The sequence below is a fragment of the Brevibacillus invocatus genome (assembly GCF_003710915.1).
Classification (GTDB): domain Bacteria; phylum Bacillota; class Bacilli; order Brevibacillales; family Brevibacillaceae; genus Brevibacillus; species Brevibacillus invocatus.
The window spans coordinates 53,239-70,910 of sequence record NZ_RHHR01000003.1; the positions used below are offsets into that span (position 1 = coordinate 53,239).

The following is a 17,672-nucleotide window of genomic DNA, read 5'->3' on the forward strand; positions in this document are numbered from 1 at the left end:
CTCCTTCCCCGGGAATGATCGGAAGCTACCCTTCTTTTAAAGCATTTTCCAATTCAAGAATCTTCATCCCTGTAACGGCTGCTTGAATTTCCAGTTGTTTGCGCGCATCCTCGCTGTCCGCTGCGGTCGCTTGGAGGTGTAAGCTCCGCTGCTCTTCGCGCAATCGTTCCAACTCGGCACGCTTCGGGTAGTTATTCACTTGTTTGATGTAGTCGCCGATCTCTAAATCAGATACGTCTTCCTTGCACTCCATCATGGCCAATCCCGAGGCTAATTGCTTTAATGAATCGTCCTGCACATAATGTATAAACTTTCCAGGGTCCTCAGGGTTTCCCTCTGCGTAATAGGCGTACAAGTACGCGGCCAATGCATCGTGTTCGTCCACCTGAAAATGGGCGTTACACTCTTGTTGGACGCGAGTAGCAATATCTTCGTTGCGCATCATGTAGTAAAGTAGCATTCGCTCTGCCGTAAAGTAAGCGGGTGGCAATGATTTCGCGAGCGTAACTTTGCCATTATTTATACTATTATTCCATGCTGGCTCTACTTTATCCCTTTGCCGATCACTTTTTTGTTGCCTAAAAACACGTTTGGACTCCCATTTTAAATCATTGAGGGAGAGTGAATGCTCTTCCGCCAATTGGCGCTGGTACAGATCCCTTTCGATTGGGCTGTCCAGATCATTAATGATTTCTAGTGCCTTCGCAATAAAGCGGGCTTTGTCTGTCTCATCGTTTATTACGATTTGTCCCCGTAAATGTTTCAATCGAAAAGCAGTTACTGGCATGGCTTGCAGCAAAACCTGCTGCGAAAAGGCATCCGCTCCATGCTGACGAATGTAATCATCCGGGTCTGTGCCCTGTGGCAATGGCGCCACACGTACGGTCAATCCAGCTTGCTGCAAGATGTGAATCGCTTTGCTGGTTGCTTCCTGACCAGCGGCATCACCGTCGTAACACAGTACAACGGAATCCACATTGCGTCGAATGATACGGGCTTGTTGTTCGGTCAAAGCCGTCCCCAATGTGGCAACACCTGTTGTAAACCCGGCCTGCCATGCTGACACGACGTCAACATACCCTTCAAACAACAATGCCTGCTTCTTCTTTCTTATGTATGGGCGGGCACGGTGCAAATTGAACAGGGTAGCGCTTTTGTTAAACAGTACGCTTTCCGGGCTGTTCAGATACTTCGGCTGTGATTTGGCTTGCGAAGTGTCGAGCATTCTTCCGCCAAATCCAATGACGTTGCCCTGTGAATCATGGATTGGAAACATCACGCGGCCCCGAAAACGGTCAAAAATCTTGCCGCCATCACTCTTGGCTAACAGCCCTGCTTCCACCATCACATCGAGAGAAAAATTTCTTTTCTTCAAAAACTGTGTGAGGAAATCCCAGGAATCCGGGGCAAAGCCAATCTGATATTCGGACACGGTTTTCATGGACATCCCGCGCTGGGTGAGGTACTTCATCGCATCCACCCCATACGGCGTCTCTGTCAGCACGTATTGGTACAGCTTGGACGCGAGCTGATGCGCTTCCTGCATCAGATGCTTCAAACGTTTTTCAGGCGAGTCCTCTTCATGCTTCGACTGGAACTCGGGCATCGGTATTCCGGCACGATCTGCCAGCTTGTGCAGGGCTTCCGGAAACGTCAGCTGCTCCAGGTTCATTAAAAAGGAAAAGACATCCCCACCCGCTCCACAACCAAAGCAATGATAAAACTGTCGCTCTGCATTCACGTTGAAGGAAGGACTCTTTTCTGAGTGAAACGGGCATAACCCCAGATAGGCACGACCGCTTTTTTTCAGTTGCACGTACTCTCCTACAACATCAATGATGTCGACAGCGGAACGCACTTGATTGACAAACTCATCGGAAGTGTGACCAGCCATCTCTATCCACCTTTTAAGGAGAATCGCAGAATAAGTTATTCGTCAAAATTCGTCAATTTCCTTCTTTGGTTCACACTTCTTTTCCACATTTCTACTTTGCCACATTTCAGCAAGCGGTAAACGCGCATTCCCATCAGCCTTGGGAGTCTTACTCCATCATCATTTCTACAAAAAACGCCAAAATCCTTCCTTCGACCTATTTCTTGTCTCTTCGCATGTTATTTTTGCGAATGATCTCCAAAATGATGTTGGCTGTTTCCTCTACCGCCTTGTTGGACACATCAATGACAGGACAACCAAGACGTTCGATAATTCGCTTGGAATACGCAAGCTCCTCGGCAATTCGATCCAAATTCGCGTAATTCGCCTGTGCTGTTAGTCCTAGTGCTTTTAGCCTCTCTGTGCGAATGCCGTTCAACTGCTCCGGATTGATGGTCAGCCCGATACAGCGCTCAGGCGGCAACTCGAACAGCTCCTGTGGCGGGTCTACTTCTGGAACGAGCGGCACGTTGGCTACCTTCAGTCTTTTGTTTGCCAGGTACATGGATAAAGGCGTTTTGGAAGTGCGCGATACTCCGATCAGCACCACGTCTGCTCGCAAAAGTCCGCGCGGATCGCGCCCGTCATCGTATTTGACAGCGAATTCGATGGCGTCGACTTTGCGGAAATACTCTTCGTCCAGTCTGCGAACAAGCCCAGGCTTGCCAGTCGGCGGCTCCTGCAGCATGTTTTGAAGCGTATGCATGACTGGCCCCATGACATCGATCGCCGGAATTCCGTATTTTGCAGCCTGCTCGATGATGTAGGCATTCAATTCCGGGATGACGAGGGTGAAGACGATCATCGCTTTGGATTCTCTGGCCGATGCAATGATTTCGTCAATCGATTCTTTATCTTCAATGTAGGGATACTTCTGCACATCAATACTAAATCGGTCAAACTGACTGGCTCCTGCGCGAACAACAAGCTCGGCTGTCTCACCGATGGAGTCTGAGACCACGTAGATGAGTTGTCCTTGTTGGTTTCCTAGCATCGCTTCTCCTCCTACACTTTCGGTTCGCTACCCAACTCTACAAAAGCTTTGGCAATCGTCGTTTTGGTGACACGTCCGGTCAGCTCCATATTCCTCGGATCCTCTGCACTTGGGTGTACGACTGGCAAGGAGTCAATCTGGAAATCGATCAACTTCTTGGCTGCTGAAAAGAGGGTCTCTTCTGGCCCACAGGTAATGATGTTGGGCATTCTCGACATGATGATGCTGACGGGCACATCCTCCAGCGTCTTGTTCCCGAGTGAAGCTCGCAGCAAATCCTTGCGTGAGATCACCCCAGCCAGATACCCTTTCTGGTTGACGACGAACAGCGTGCCCACATCCTCCAGGAACAAGGTCACGATCGCATCGTAAGCGGAGGCTGATTCGGAAACAACAATCGGCATCGCTTTATATTCGTTGACGCGAAGCTTGTGAAGACGTTCACTAATAACCGAGCTTGCGGGTCGTCCGGCATAAAAATACCCGACCCTTGGTCTGGCTTCTAAATACCCTGACATGGTAAGGATGGAGAGATCGGGACGCAAGGTTGCACGAGTCAGGTGGAGCCGATCTGCAATCTGCTCTCCCGTAATCGGTCCATCATCCTTCACTATTTGTAAGATCTGCTCTTGTCGCTTGGTAAGCTCGATGGTTAATCACCCCGGTTCTATCCTGTTACCTTCTCCTAGTATTACTCTATTCGTGCAGATTTTCCTTCTTTCACAGCAAAAACGGTCAAGACCATTTTTGCTGATCGCAAGCGATGTCTATATTTAATGAAAAACGTCGAGACGTTTTTCACAAAAAGCTGCCCCCGCTCGAAATTTTGGCGGAGGCAGGTCTGTTCAATTAGGCAAAAACGAGTTTGGCGAAATCCGCGTAACCGAAAATCAGGCGGGACAGTCTCAGCAGCAAGCCGAGCCTGTTGGCACGTACAGCCGGGTCCTCAGCCATGACCATGACTTGGTCGAAGAAGGATTTGATCGGTTCTTTGAGCGTTGCCAGCGATGCAAGCACCTTCTCCTGATCATCCAAGCTTTCTATTTCTTTACTAACGGATTGGTAGGCGGTATACAGATCGCGCTCGACCTGTTCTGCGAACAATGACTCGTTCACATCGTCAGCTGTCGCTTTTTGCGCGAGGTTGTTGACGCGGTTAAACTGTTCGACGATGAGTTTGTACTCCTCATCAGAAGCAACAGCAGCCATGAGCGCTTTCGCTTTGGCCAAAACAGCTGGTACCAAAGAGACATTAGCAGAGAGGACTGCATCTATAACGTCATAGCGAATGCCGTTCTCCTGCAGGACATTTTTCAGGCGCAGTGCAAAGAAGTCGATCAGATCTTTCTTTACATCTTCTGCCGTGCGCTTGTTGACACCTTGTTCAGCATAAGCGGAAAGAGCAGCGTCCCAGAGCTGTTCAAGGGATAGTGTCCAGTTGCGTTCGATCAGAATCGAGACGATACCTGCGGCCATGCGACGGAGTCCGTAAGGGTCCTGGGAGCCTGTTGGGACAATGCCAATCGCAAAGCAACCCACAATCGTATCCAGTTTATCTGCCATGCTGACGATAGCACCTTGGGTGGAACCTGGCATCTGGTCACCGGCAAAGCGAGGCAGATAGTGTTCAAACACACCGCGTGCCACTACATCGCTTTCTTTTGCCTTGCGCGCGTAATCCTCACCCATGATGCCTTGCAGTTCAGGGAATTCGCCCACCATATTCGTCACCAGGTCAAACTTGGCGATTTCGGCGATGCGATCGACCTGTTGGGCTTCCGCCTGGCTGATGGCAAGCTTGTCGGCGATTTGAGCGGCTGTCTTGCGGACACGGCGCACTTTGTCTCCGATCGTGCCCAGCTCTTCATGGAACACGATGGATTCCAGTCGCTTGGTGCAGCTCTCAATCGACAGCTTCTGGTCTTCTTCATAGAAGAAGCGGGCATCGGAGAGGCGTGCACGAAGCACCTTCTCATTCCCTTTCGCTACGTTTTCCAGTGCACGGCTGTCTCCGTTGCGCACAGTCACAAAATGATTGAGCAACTGCCCCTCGGCGTTTTCCACCGGGAAGTAGCGCTGGTGCTCACGCATCGAGGTAACGAGCACCTCACGCGGGATAGACAGGAATTCTTCCTCAAAGGTACCGAACAAGGCTGTCGGGTATTCTACGAGATGCACCACCTCGTCCAGAAGTCCTTCGTCCATCGGAATTTTCCAGCCCTGCTCCTGCTCCATGCGGCGAATCTGCTCGACGATGGTAGCGCGGCGCTCCTCCGGATTGACGACAACATACTGTTCCGCCAGCTTGCTTACGTACTCGTCAGGCGAGCCCAGCTCCACTTCTTTCCCCAGAAAACGATGTCCGCGCGTGATGCGTCCAGCATGTACACCCGCGATTTCCAGATCAATCAGCTCTTCTCCGAACAACGCGACCATCCAGCGGATCGGGCGCAGGTATTTCAGTTCATTGGCACCCCAGCGCATATTTTTCGGGAAGCTCATGCCCGCGATTACATCGCTCAGCTGTGGCAAAAGCTCCTTGGTTTCTTTTCCTGCTTCAGACTTACGCGCATGGATGTACTCCACACCGTTCACTTCTTTAAAATACAGCTGGTCGACCTCTACTGCGTTGCTGCGAGCGAAGCCTTGAGCTGCCTTGGACCAGTTGCCAGCTTCATCCTGAGCAATTTTGCGAGCAGGCCCTTTTGCTTCATCATTGCGATCCGGCTGTTTTTCAGCAAGTCCGCTGACCAGTACAGCGAATCGGCGAGGTGTTTCATAAGACGTGATCTGGTCAAATGGCAAACGCTCCTGAGCTAGCCATTTTTCCACTTTTTCTTTAAACTGAGTGGCCGCCTGAGCAACAAAGCGAGCCGGCATTTCTTCCAAACCAATCTCCAACAGCAAATCGCGCTTACTCATGCGAACCCTCTCCTTTCGCCTTTCCTTTTTCCAGCAGTGGGAAGCCGAGACGCTCACGCTCTGCGTAATAGGTCTGAGCGACTTCGCGGGACAGGTTGCGAACGCGGGCAATATATCCAGTGCGCTCGGTTACACTGATCGCACCTCGGGCATCCAGCAGATTAAAGGTATGGGAGCATTTCAGCACATAATCATAAGCCGGGTATACAAGGCGCTCCTTCATCAGGCGCTTCGCTTCGGCCTCATACGTATTGTACAGCTGGAACAGCATGTCCACATCCGAGAGCTCGAACGTGTATTTGGAGTGCTCGTACTCCGGCTGCAGGAAGACGTCGCCATAGGTATAGCCATTCACCCATTCCAGTTCAAACACATTTTCCTTCTCCTGAATGTAGGAAGCGAGACGCTCCAGTCCGTATGTCAGCTCGACTGCTACGGGCTTGCACTCCAGACCCCCTACCTGCTGGAAGTACGTAAATTGAGTAATCTCCATCCCATCAAGCCATACTTCCCAGCCGAGTCCCCAAGCACCAAGACCCGGATGCTCCCAGTTGTCTTCCACAAATCGAATGTCATGCTCAAGCGGATCAATGCCGAGCTCACGCAAGCTCTCCAGATAGAGCTCCTGGATGTTGTCCGGTGACGGCTTCATGATGACCTGAAACTGGTGATGCTGGTAAAGACGGTTTGGATTTTCTCCGTAGCGACCATCAGCAGGTCGACGGGAAGGCTCCACATACGCCACATTCCAAGGCTCAGGGCCGATCGAACGAAGGAATGTCATCGGGTTCAGTGTACCCGCACCTTTTTCTACGTCATACGGCTGCACGATCAGGCAATTTTGCTTGGCCCAAAAGTTTTGCAGGGTCAAAATGATGTCTTGAAACGTCATTTTCATGCTTTTTCCTCCTCAAAAAAATAAAACCTCTCGCCGCCTACACCGTCTGTACAAGACCGTGTAGGGACGAGAGGTTTCTCGCGGTTCCACCCTACTTGACGAAGCTTCTAGCCTCGCCCACTTTCATAATAATTGCTCCAGAACGCCCTTCATCTGCATGGTGACCGGGCTCTCACTTTTCCCGATTCGCTTTTCACAACCAGTGGCCGACTACTCTTTTCCTTCATGGCAATATCGATGATCCAATTTGGTACTTATCATAACGGAAAGAAATTCATCTGTCAATTAATCGCTATTAGGCATCTGCATGCGTTCCAACTGTTCCAGAAACGAGCGACTTTTCAGGCGGAGATCGAGATGTTCGTCCATGAAGCTGCGCAAAATATGCTTCATCTGGCTGCGTGTCGCGGGCTTTACCTCGATTTCTCCCAGCCGCTCCAAATCAAAGACCTGGAACAGCCGCAAGAGCTTCCAGGTAGAAGGAGTAACCGCTCGCGCATACGGATCAGATGGCGAGCACACCGGACACAACAAGCCGCCTTGGGTAATGCTGATCGTATACGGTTCCCTTTGTTCACCGCAATTCGTGCAATAGGAAAGCTGCGGAGATATCCCTGCCACCTGAAGCATTTTTGTTTCAAAAATGCGACAGAGAATCTCCGCATCCCGCCCTTCGTCGAGATAACGAAAGGTATGAAGCAACAATTGAAATAAAAAGGGATTTGCTTCACGTTCGTGTGTCAACCGGTCCAACAGTTCCGCTATGTATGCGGCATACGCCGTCTCATTCAGGCTCTGCCGAAGGTCACGAAACGAGTCCACGATATCTCCTTGTGAGAGATCAGGCATTCCTGCACCTGGTCCAGCCTTGCACAAGTAATAGCCGTGAGTAAATAGCTGGGAGACGGCGGCCAGGCGGCTCTTCGCCTTTTTGGCTCCGCGCACCATGATGGCCAGTTTGCCGTGCTCCCGGGTAAACAATGTTACAACCTTGCTAGACTCTCCGTAGTCTACACTGCGGATCACAATGCCTTCCCACTTTACAAGCATGCCTGCGACTCACCCAATTCGTTCTGGGCGAAATCAAACGCGTCCTCCTCATCTGGACTAGCTGTTTGATGGTGATCACGGTACAGAAGGTAAGCCTGGATATCACCGGTTGAAGCGAAAACTCTCCAAGAAAAGTCACGAAGCATGGAGCATCATCCTTTCCCGTTTCGGCTAAGATCCACTTCCTTCTTAGAATCACCTATGCCCGTTATTCTATCCGTTGGAAAAATTTCACCTTTAGCAAGGTCTTTTATTCTTCGTTGTAAAAACCAAAGTTGCGCAGCATCCGCTCTTGATTGCGCCAGTCTTTCTTCACCTTGATCCACACTTCCAAGAAGACCTTGTCGCCCATCAATCGCTCAATGTCATGGCGAGCACGGCGACCGATCTCCTTGAGCATCTGGCCCTTCTCTCCGATCAGAATTCCTTTTTGCGAATCCCGCTCTACATAGATGGCGGCGTAGATATACAGAGTCTTGCCATTTTCTCCACGCTTCATCTCTTCTACGACGACCGCAATCGAGTGAGGGACCTCTTCTCTCGTCAGATGAAGAACCTTCTCCCGGATGAGCTCGGCCACGACGAAGCGCTCTGGGTGGTCTGTGACCTGATCGGCAGGGTAGTACATCGGACCTTCCTGCATCTCATCAAAGATCGCTTCAGACAGGGAGCTGGTGTTGTTCCCTTCCAGGGCGGAAATCGGGATGATCTGTTTGAAATCATGCAACTGGCGATAGTCGTCGATGATCGGGAGCAAAGCTTCCGGATGCACCTTGTCAATTTTATTGATGATCAAGAATACAGGCGTCTTCACTTGCTTGAGACGCTCGATGATGTATTCATCGCCTGCTCCCCGTTTTTCTGTAGCGTCCACAACAAACAAGACCAGATCTACTTCGTTCAAGGTGTTCTCCGCTACAGAGACCATGTAGTCCCCGAGCTTGGATTTCGGCTTGTGGATACCTGGGGTATCGATAAAGACCACTTGGCCCTTTTCGGTGGTATGGACAGCCGTAATTTTGTTGCGAGTGGTTTGCGGCTTGTTGGACATGATCGCAATTTTTTGACCGACCATGTGATTGATCAAGGTTGACTTGCCTACATTCGGCCTTCCCACAATAGTGACGAAGCCAGATTTAAATGATTGTTTTGTCTTGCGGTTATCCACGTAAATCCTCCTTGGTGAAAGCCCCTGGCAGCAGGGCAGATACAGTCGTTTCCGTGACTTCTCCGTTCAAATTCGTTAAAAATACTGGCATTTGCGGCGGACAAAGCTCTGCCATCACCTGGCGGCACGCTCCGCAGGGAGAGACCGGTCCCGGCGTATCGGCTGCTACAGCCAATGCAGTAAAGTCACGCTCTCCTTCTGAATACGCTTTGAAAAGTGCTGTTCGCTCTGCACAATTGCACAGAGAGTATGCAGCGTTTTCGATATTGCCCCCCAGATAGACCTTCCCCTCTCCTGTCAGCAAGGCTGCACCAACAGGAAACTGGGAGTAAGGAACATACGCCAATCCTCTAGCTTCCAGCGCTTTTGCCATCAAAGCTTGTTTATCCATTCTCATCATTCCTCATCGATAGAGTATATATGAACAAGTCTTTCAAAAGACACCAAGAAACCAGACATCTGCCTGAAAGTGCAGTTCGTCCGGTACTCTTGAGTGTTTCTAACCCCAAATCTTGTGGAACAAAGGAGAGCCAAAGACAGCGATTCCAATCAGGACGGCCAAACAGGCAGCCACCAAAACGGCGCCAGCGGCTGCATCCTTGGCAATTTTCGCTTTGGCATGCCAATCTGGGGAGGCGATGTCCACAGCAGCTTCGATCGCCGTATTGACTATCTCCAGCGCAAACACAAGTGCTATCGCAAAAAAGACTAGCAAAGTATCGTTGCGAGAAATATCCAGCCACCAGGATGCGACTAGAGCAAGAACGGCTGCGACTAGGTGGATCTGCATGTTTCGCTGAGTCTTTACCGTATAGGCTATTCCCTCTATCGCGCAGGAAAAACTGCGCACAAAGCGATGCCATTCCTTCACAGCAATCCCTACCTCGTCAAGCCAATTTCCTGCAAGACCTCTTCTTGACGAGAAAACATTTCCTTTTCCTCTGCCTCAGTGCCATGATCGTAGCCCAACAGGTGCAAGAATCCATGAACGGCGAGAAAGCCTAATTCGCGTTCAAAGGAATGTCCGTAGTCCTCAGCCTGTTCCTTGGTTTTGGGCAAGGAAATGATGATATCGCCAAGCATATTCGGATAGTCGTCGATCTCATCTTCGTCGATGAAGATCTCCATCTCCCCTTCACCTTCTTCATTCATGGCAAAGGACAAGACATCTGTGGGGCGATCGACACCGCGATAATCACGATTCAGCTCGTGAATCCGCTCGTTATTCACCAGGGTAACGACAACCTCGCCGGTTACTTCTTCACGTTTAGCGGCTGCCTGCAAGCATTGAATAATCAATTCCTGCAAACGCTCTTCAATGGGTTCGATCTCTTCGTGCAAAATTTCTACAGATAGCACAGTAGTAAAATCTCCTTTTTCTTCCACCATTCATTTATCGGTTATTCTGATCCGCTTCTTCCTTGGCATAAGCTTCAATGATCTTCTGTACCAGGCTGTGACGGACAACGTCTCCCTCCTGGAATCGGATAAAAGCGACGTCACGAATTGGGTTCAATATACGTTCAGCTTCCCGAAGACCCGATTTTTTTCCTTTTGGAAGGTCAATCTGGGTCACGTCTCCTGTCACCACCATTTTGGAACCAAATCCAAGGCGGGTCAGAAACATCTTCATTTGTTCAGGCGTAGTATTTTGAGCCTCGTCCAAAATGACAAAGGAATCTTCCAGCGTACGGCCGCGCATGTAAGCGAGTGGAGCTACCTCAATCAAGCCTCTCTCCATCATTTTGGCGACTTGTTCGGTGCCGAGCATATCGTACAGGGCATCGTAGAGCGGGCGCAGATACGGATCTACTTTCTCCTGCAAATCTCCGGGCAAGAATCCCAGGCTCTCACCAGCTTCTACGGCCGGCCTGGTCAAGACAATCCGCTTGACTCGTCCACTTTTCAAGGCGTTGACTGCCATGACGACAGCCAGGTATGTTTTTCCCGTACCAGCAGGACCAATTCCAAATGCAATATCATGTCGCTTGATCGCAGACAGATAATGCCGCTGTCCCAGTGTCTTTGCCCGAATCAGCTTGCCGCGTTGGGTACGGGCTACTTCTTCGTCATACACATCGAGCAGTTGCGCTCCCTCACCACGCTCGATCAGCATCATCGCATAGGAAATGTCTCTCTCGGACAGGGCGATACCCCGGCGAATCAACTGCAGGAGGATACCAAACAACTCTGTCAGCTTATCCACTTCCGCCTTATCACCGGTAATCACCAGCTCTCCTTCTCTGGTCATGACCTTGGCGGAGCTTTTCTCCTCGATCAGCTTTAGATACGCGTCGTGCGGTCCAAACAACAGCAAGGCTTCAGATGCGTCTGAAAACGGGATTTTTACCTCATCTTGTACGTGCAACTTAGCTTCCATCTCCTCGGAACGGTTATCATTATTACCTCACGAATTGCTGTTTACTTCCGGTGTCTGAGGAACGCCTACGATCGGTTGTTCAACACCGATGTCTTCGATGACTGAAAAATGAATGCTTACGTAAACTTTACCATTCTCTGATGTAGCGTGCAAAACTTTTTCCTGTTGAATGGAAGCATCCTTGCCTGCCTTACGCAGGATATCCTCACGAGCAAATCGAATAGCCAACGCTTTTGCTTCCTCGACCGTCAACTCTTTTTGGGTCTGTACAATCTCTTCGTGCGTCACCCTTTTCCAGCCAACCGGCGATGTATACCCTGCATAGCCAGGCATGAATCGCTTTTCCTTGCTTTCATATTGGCTAAATGGCAGCTTCTCGAACGGCCATACCTGCACCGCGTACGGACCAATCACCAGATATTGCTGATCCTGTTTTTCTCCGGTCAAACGCGTGTGGCTCTGTTTGAGAGGTACCGAAGCATTGCTGATATACCAGACTTCACCTCGGATTGTCCCTTTTGCAGAAACGGCCTTTTGGCGCTCGTCGTTCCCAATAATACCGGAGATGAGCACTTGTCCTTTTTCAACAAATTGGTTTACCGTCACCTGACTGCGGCCGGCTTCAGGCAAAATTGTTTGGATCACCGCACGTTTTTTTGCAACTAAATGACGCGGTCCGGTCACAATCGGTTTGGCAGGCTCGTCTTTTTCCACTACCTGCAGTGTCACCTTGGTTCCTTGGATCGTCACCCCCACCCAAGTCACTTCCGGCAGAAGGCTTGTCAGCTCTCTTTGCAAATGCAGTGGTTCTTTTAGTTTGACCTTCCAAGCCCCTTCTTTAATCCCTATTTGTTCAGCTACCTGCATGACTCTTTCAGGACTCAATTGCTTGGTGCCTTGAACTTCAACGGTCCATATGAAGGATGAGAGCATGTACAATCCGACAAGAAAAAGAAATGCTCCAATTGCCAAGCCAGATCTTCGACGAAGCCTGGCCAACCAAAATGGAAAGCCTTCCCGCTGCTCGACGTGACTGCGACAGCCTGTCTCTCTCATCAAAGGACGCAGCCGAAAATAATCCTTGATCAAAATATCACAACGGCACGCTTCCGTACCTACTCGACGAATATTCCAGATGCGCAGACCTTCACGTACTGCCATGTTGAGGAAGCGTTCAAAACGCTTTCCTCTCACCGTGATCGTGACGTATCCCTCTGTCCACTCCTTCAGTCCATAACGCATACATGAGTCCCACCTTTTTCATGTGTTTGATCCCAATCATGGCTTTTCCAAAAATTTCACGCTTCCAATCCGGCCTTCCAGCAAGACCTCTTCTGGCAGAATCGCCCGAATGACAAGCTGTTCCCCCGATACGATCAGCTGTCCATTGGTCAACAACAAACGGAGCTCTTTTTCACTAAAGTGCAGAACTCCGCGATGATTTTCTATGTACATTTGAAGATGCCCGATCATCGTGATCCGCAGGACTTCCAGAACTACATCTTGTGGCAGGTCCAATACCCCTCCGGCCAGATGGCGCAGACGGCGGCTCCAACGCCTCATGGAAAAGCCCCCTCTCGTACTGGCGCAATGACGCCGAATAGCCATTCACAACCGTTCTTAACCATTTTTATGCGCCCAATCAGCAAGTGATTCATAAGAATTAAGTCTGCTCTGCCCTTCCTTGACTCATTGCCCTTAACCATTCTTTCTTGAACGGAATAAAAAAAAAACTTGCAGCTCCTTTTGAGGAAGCGGCAAGCTATGTGTGTTTGTCATTCAAATGTGCGGGAGCAGCAGATTCTTCATACCGAGAAAGCGTCTTCCATTTTTTGATGACGCGTTTCACTTTCTCTGCCGTGCAGCCACACGCTATGGCTGTCTCGTAGATCGACTTTTTTTCAACAATGGCAAGCTGAATCACCTTTTTGCGAAAACGTCCCATTTGATCCACACTTTTCGTATCCACCGCTTAACCATCCTCCTCTGCGATGTTGGAAAAAATTTCAATCCTAAGAGTAGAATAGTAAACCTACTAAAGATAGACAAGTTTATATTTTCGCTATTATTCGACATTTTCAATAAAAGAAAATGCCCCATCCAGTCGTTTTTCGACTCAACGGGACATTCACTTCGTTGTGTAATCGATGAATTACTCGCTTCTCCGCCGGGTATTTGGAGAAGCATATGGAGCTTTCGAGCGGGGTTCCCCAAAGATCAATGCCCACTTCATCCCTTCACGAGGGTCCAGCTGGATCGCAGACTTGGAATTTGTAGCCTCCTCCATTGATCGTCCACTCTCTTCTCGCTCTGAAGTCATTCGCTGCTCCACTTCGGAAGGTCGGTTAAGCCTTTCGTATTCCATTCCGACTTGTTCCCGTGAATCAGCCTGCACGGGTTCGTACTTGGAAGAAGCACGAACCGCTTTTCTCTCCTTGGTCTTTTGAGGAGTGGGGAAACCTCCGCTCTCCACAGGAGTAAGCGTTCTTCTCTTCTGCTCCTGTCCTGCCTTTTTCGCAGCCTGACCGAAAATCTTGTATCCGATGTACCCCACGATAAGGAACCAGAACTTGCCGATCAGCGGCCATAGCCAACTTAAGACATCGCCAACCAGGTCGAGGAGCAGAAAAATGAGGTCATCCATGTCAGGTTACCTTAATCCTGGCCGTCTGTGGACTCAGTTTTTTGCTTTTCGCCCGGCAATCCAAACGATTGACGCATTTGTGTATCAGCTGCTATGTTTTGCATATTGTAGTAATCCATAACGCCCAGTTTGCCAGATTTCAGTGCTTCTGCGAGTGCAAGTGGAACCTGCGCTTCTGCTTCCACAACCTTCGCTTTCATCTCTTGTACGCGAGCAATCATCTCTTGCTCTGTCGCTACCGCCATTGCACGACGCTCTTCTGCTTTTGCCTGGGCAATCTGTTTGTCTGCTTCGGCTTGGTCGGTCTGAAGCTCAGCACCGATGTTTTTGCCTACATCTACGTCCGCAATATCAATCGAGAGAATTTCGAAGGCAGTACCAGCATCAAGACCTTTGTTCAATACTGTTTTAGAAATCATATCGGGATTTTCCAAAACCGCTTTGTGACTATCCGAAGAACCGATCGTCGAGACGATTCCCTCACCTACACGAGCAATGATGGTTTCTTCACCAGCACCCCCGACCAGACGGTCAATATTGGCACGCACGGTCACTTTCGCTCTTGTGCGCAATTCGATACCGTCTTTCGCCATGGCTGCGACGATTGGGGTTTCAATCACTTTCGGGTTAACGCTCATCTGTACTGCTTCCAGCACGTCACGTCCAGCCAGGTCGATCGCTGCTGCACGTTCAAAGCCCAATGGAATATCTGCACGCTGTGCCGCAACCAGCGCGTCGACGACTCGGTCTACGTTACCGCCTGCTAGATAATGGCTTTCCAGTTGGTTCGTATCGAGCTCCAAGCCCGCTTTACGCGCTTTGATCAACGGATTCACGATCCGGGACGGTACAACACGACGCAGGCGCATCGCCACGAGGGTAATGATCCCGATCCGCACACCCGAAGCGAGTGCCGAAATCCAGAGCATGACTGGAACAAACGAAAAAAATATGGAAAGTACGACGATCGCTACCGCGACCATAAATATGAGGGGAATCAATCCGCCGTCTAACATGAGCATCTACTCCTTCTGTTCTTCTTCCTGCACTACAACGCGAGTGCCTTCTACCTGTACTACCACTATTTGTACACCGGCCTGAATAAATCCTCCTGCGGAAACAGCATCGACTCGCATTCCCTCGATCTTGGCAACACCCGCCGGGCGGAACGGTGTAAGCGCAATTCCTTTTTTACCTACAAGATTACGTTGGTCTTTGGGCGCTACGTATCCTTGTTCGTTGCGCTGTTCATCACTCAGGATAAAACGGTTTATCAGGCCTTTAAACCCGTATTTCTTGATCAGGATAAAGGTAATGACCGCCGTAATCAGTACGGCAATTCCCAAGGAGGCCAGTCCTTGCTCTGTATCGTAGGCGGCCATGACGAGACCACTTACTATACTGATAAAGCCTATCGCGCCAACGATTCCTCCGGGAAGGAAAATTTCGAGGATCATGAGCAAAATACCGAAAAGAAACAATCCGATGTGCAGCCAGTTGGCAAAGCCTGCCACGTAATGTCCGAAGAAATAAAGACTGAAAGCAAAGATCGAAATCGTCCCTGCTACACCAAAGCCTGGTGCAAACAGTTCGACTACGATTCCCCCCAACCCGATGATCAAAAGCATGCTCATCACAACCGGACTGGTTACCCAACGAGCGATATTTTCTCCGATCGTCGGTTCAATCGTCTGCATCGTGTCTGCAAAGATGCCATATTGTTTGAGCAGCTCATCTTTACCGCTCACCAAGCGGTCGGCATACCCAACCTCCTTCGCTCGCTCTGCATCGAGAGACAGGACTGTTCCCTTTGGCTTCAAACCAGGAAACTCCGTGTCTATTTCCACCATTGCACGAGCGACATCAGGGTTTCGATCATTCAGCTTCGCAGCCGCCTTCATCTGGTTTGACCACCCTGAGATCAATTTGATTTCTGCAGCATTTCCTGCCATGTCGATAGGAGTAGCTGCTCCCATGCTGCTACCAGGAGTCATCACGATCTCATTCGCATTCAATGCGATATAAGTACCTGCTGAAAACGCCTGATTGTCAATATACGCGACTACGTGTATCGGCGATTGGCGAATGAGCTCACCAATGGCTCCAGCAGCATCAATCTTCCCGCCCGGTGTATTGATATCCAGAATAATCAGATCAGCTTGCTGTGCTTCTGCCTCTGTGAATGCTCTGCGTAAAAAGCTCTCAAGACCCTGTTCGATTTCCTTCTCGACAGGGATCCAGACCGCTTTTTGGTAGGTCTGAGCCGTCGTTACCGGGGGAAATAGCAGAAGTATCATCGATGCGAGCAGACAAAGAAGCGACACTAGCAAGCGCACGCGACTCATCGCTGAGCGGGTTGCACTCATCCCATAAACCTCCTTTCCACTATCAGCTTCCCACGAATGGTTACTATGGTATACGGAGAAGTTCGACATTCGTTTCATTTTTTTGCCGGAAGTACCAGGAAAAATGGAATCGTAGAATACAAAGAAAAACTCAACCGATATCCGGCTGAGTTTTTCTGCGTATCTATATGAGGGTGTTACTCATTTAATTAGGTAATTCCTCAGATACAATCTTCTGCACGAGGTTCCCGTCTGCTCTGCCTTTTACTTTGGGCATGATTGCACCCATCACTTTGCCCATCTCTTTCTTAGAGCTGGCATGGGTAGAGGCAATCGCTTCACGAACGATTTCACGAATCTCATCTTCGCTAAGCTGAACGGGTAAGTAAGCGGAGAGCACATCGATCTCTTCGCGCGCTTTCGAGGCAAGTTCCTCACGGGCTGCCTTCTCAAATTCGTGGAGGGATTCACGGCGTTGTTTTAACTCACGAGTCAAGATGGTCAGCACTTCATCGTCAGACAAAGTTCTGCCTTTGTTTATCTCTTCGTTCTTTAACGCGGCTTTCACCATGCGAATAACAGAGAGTTTTAGAGCAGCTCTGTCTTTCATTGCTTGCTTCATATCTTGATCGAGTCGCTCCATTACACTCATGATGGGCCCTCCGTCAATTAAAACTTGCGCTTGCGAGCAGCTTCGGATTTTTTCTTGCGTTTAATGCTAGGCTTCTCAAAGTGACGACGTTTACGCAGTTCTGCCATCACCCCAGATTTTGCGCTTTCACGCTTAAAGCGGCGAAGTGCGCTATCCAAAGACTCGTTTTTCTTGACTCGAATTTCTGCCATTTGTCTTCCCTCCCTCCGCTAAAACCGTGGGACGCCTGAATCGAATCGAACGAACAGACTGTCACACTTCATTATAGGATATCTGACCAAAGAAGGTCAACCTTTAGTTCATTTTATTCTTGAAATCCCGCCAAAAAATGATAGTGAATATGGAACACTTCCTGACCGCCTTCTTTTCCGCAATTGTTCACGAGGCGGAATCCCTTCAATTCCAGTTTTTGTGCCAGCTTTTGGGCAACCTGATGGATATGGCCGATCAACGGCAGATCCTCATCTGTCACGTCCATCAGAGTAGGAATCGGTTTGCGCGGAATGATCAACAGATGGACGGGAGCCTTTGGCGAAATATCGTGAATGACGATAACCTGATCGTCCTCATACTCTACACGTGCCGGAATTTCTTTTTCCATGATCCGGGTAAAAATACTTTTTTCCATGACTGAAAAACTCCTTTCGAACATTCATCCGCTATGCGATCTGCTCGTATGTATAAAT

At 49.6% G+C, this 17,672-nt stretch carries 21 protein-coding genes; all 21 read right to left on the bottom strand.

The window, feature by feature from the left end; all coding sequences use genetic code 11:
* Positions 1-25: 25 nt before the first annotated feature.
* Complete coding sequence (dnaG, locus tag EDM52_RS01080; protein ID WP_122907183.1) at positions 26-1,894, bottom strand: DNA primase; 1,869 nt, start codon at positions 1,892-1,894, stop codon at positions 26-28.
* Positions 1,895-2,090: 196 nt separating this feature from the next.
* A complete protein-coding gene (locus EDM52_RS01085; RefSeq protein WP_122907184.1) occupies positions 2,091-2,927 on the bottom strand; it encodes a pyruvate, water dikinase regulatory protein in 837 nt (278 codons plus the stop codon).
* Between the two features lie 11 nt (positions 2,928-2,938).
* Positions 2,939-3,577: a transcriptional regulator CcpN gene (gene ccpN / locus EDM52_RS01090; protein WP_122907185.1), complete on the bottom strand. Its 639-nt coding sequence runs from the start codon at positions 3,575-3,577 to the stop codon at positions 2,939-2,941.
* A 199-nt stretch (positions 3,578-3,776) separates the two neighbouring features.
* Entirely contained in the window at positions 3,777-5,849 is a 2,073-nt protein-coding gene (gene glyS / locus EDM52_RS01095; protein WP_122907186.1) for a glycine--tRNA ligase subunit beta, read from the bottom strand.
* Positions 5,842-6,747 (bottom strand): glycine--tRNA ligase subunit alpha, encoded by a 906-nt coding sequence (glyQ, locus tag EDM52_RS01100; protein WP_122907187.1) that lies wholly within the window; start codon positions 6,745-6,747, stop codon positions 5,842-5,844. Before glyQ ends, glyS begins: the two co-directional genes overlap by 8 nt.
* Before the next feature lie 285 nt (positions 6,748-7,032).
* Positions 7,033-7,797, bottom strand: a complete 765-nt coding sequence (gene recO, locus EDM52_RS01105; protein ID WP_122907188.1) for a DNA repair protein RecO — start codon at positions 7,795-7,797, stop codon at positions 7,033-7,035.
* Positions 7,788-7,943: a YqzL family protein gene (locus tag EDM52_RS01110; RefSeq protein ID WP_122907189.1), complete on the bottom strand. Its 156-nt coding sequence runs from the start codon at positions 7,941-7,943 to the stop codon at positions 7,788-7,790. The genes recO and EDM52_RS01110 overlap by 10 nt, the downstream gene beginning before the upstream one ends.
* 104 nt (positions 7,944-8,047) lie before the next feature.
* On the bottom strand, positions 8,048-8,965 hold the full coding sequence (gene era / locus EDM52_RS01115; RefSeq protein ID WP_122907190.1) for a GTPase Era: 918 nt from the start codon (positions 8,963-8,965) through the stop codon (positions 8,048-8,050).
* Positions 8,958-9,356 carry a cytidine deaminase gene (locus EDM52_RS01120; protein ID WP_122907191.1) on the bottom strand — a complete coding sequence of 133 codons (399 nt, stop codon included), beginning with the start codon at positions 9,354-9,356 and terminating at the stop codon, positions 8,958-8,960. The genes era and EDM52_RS01120 overlap by 8 nt, the downstream gene beginning before the upstream one ends.
* Before the next feature lie 108 nt (positions 9,357-9,464).
* On the bottom strand, positions 9,465-9,836 hold the full coding sequence (locus tag EDM52_RS01125; protein ID WP_122907192.1) for a diacylglycerol kinase family protein: 372 nt from the start codon (positions 9,834-9,836) through the stop codon (positions 9,465-9,467).
* Between the two features lie 8 nt (positions 9,837-9,844).
* Entirely contained in the window at positions 9,845-10,354 is a 510-nt protein-coding gene (ybeY, locus tag EDM52_RS01130; protein ID WP_183184735.1) for an rRNA maturation RNase YbeY, read from the bottom strand.
* Between the two features lie 4 nt (positions 10,355-10,358).
* Complete coding sequence (locus EDM52_RS01135; protein WP_122907193.1) at positions 10,359-11,333, bottom strand: PhoH family protein; 975 nt, start codon at positions 11,331-11,333, stop codon at positions 10,359-10,361.
* A gap of 39 nt (positions 11,334-11,372) precedes the next feature.
* Complete coding sequence (gene yqfD / locus EDM52_RS01140; RefSeq protein ID WP_122907194.1) at positions 11,373-12,587, bottom strand: sporulation protein YqfD; 1,215 nt, start codon at positions 12,585-12,587, stop codon at positions 11,373-11,375.
* A 36-nt stretch (positions 12,588-12,623) separates the two neighbouring features.
* The gene (yqfC, locus tag EDM52_RS01145) at positions 12,624-12,908 is read right to left on the bottom strand and encodes a sporulation protein YqfC (RefSeq protein WP_122907195.1); all 285 of its coding nucleotides are present in this window, start codon (positions 12,906-12,908) and stop codon (positions 12,624-12,626) included.
* Between the two features lie 199 nt (positions 12,909-13,107).
* Positions 13,108-13,314 (bottom strand): sigma-70 family RNA polymerase sigma factor, encoded by a 207-nt coding sequence (locus EDM52_RS01150; RefSeq protein WP_122907196.1) that lies wholly within the window; start codon positions 13,312-13,314, stop codon positions 13,108-13,110.
* 183 nt (positions 13,315-13,497) lie between these two features.
* A complete protein-coding gene (locus EDM52_RS01155) occupies positions 13,498-13,989 on the bottom strand; it encodes a hypothetical protein (RefSeq protein WP_122907197.1) in 492 nt (163 codons plus the stop codon).
* Between the two features lie 11 nt (positions 13,990-14,000).
* A complete protein-coding gene (gene floA, locus EDM52_RS01160; protein ID WP_122907198.1) occupies positions 14,001-15,005 on the bottom strand; it encodes a flotillin-like protein FloA in 1,005 nt (334 codons plus the stop codon).
* A gap of 6 nt (positions 15,006-15,011) precedes the next feature.
* Positions 15,012-16,355, bottom strand: coding sequence for an NfeD family protein (locus EDM52_RS01165; protein ID WP_122907199.1), 1,344 nt, complete (start codon positions 16,353-16,355; stop codon positions 15,012-15,014).
* Between the two features lie 184 nt (positions 16,356-16,539).
* The gene (locus tag EDM52_RS01170; protein WP_122907200.1) at positions 16,540-16,986 is read right to left on the bottom strand and encodes a GatB/YqeY domain-containing protein; all 447 of its coding nucleotides are present in this window, start codon (positions 16,984-16,986) and stop codon (positions 16,540-16,542) included.
* 17 nt (positions 16,987-17,003) lie between these two features.
* On the bottom strand, positions 17,004-17,177 hold the full coding sequence (gene rpsU / locus EDM52_RS01175; protein ID WP_007727630.1) for a 30S ribosomal protein S21: 174 nt from the start codon (positions 17,175-17,177) through the stop codon (positions 17,004-17,006).
* Between the two features lie 113 nt (positions 17,178-17,290).
* Positions 17,291-17,614 (bottom strand): histidine triad nucleotide-binding protein, encoded by a 324-nt coding sequence (locus tag EDM52_RS01180; protein ID WP_122907201.1) that lies wholly within the window; start codon positions 17,612-17,614, stop codon positions 17,291-17,293.
* Positions 17,615-17,672: the final 58 nt, after the last annotated feature.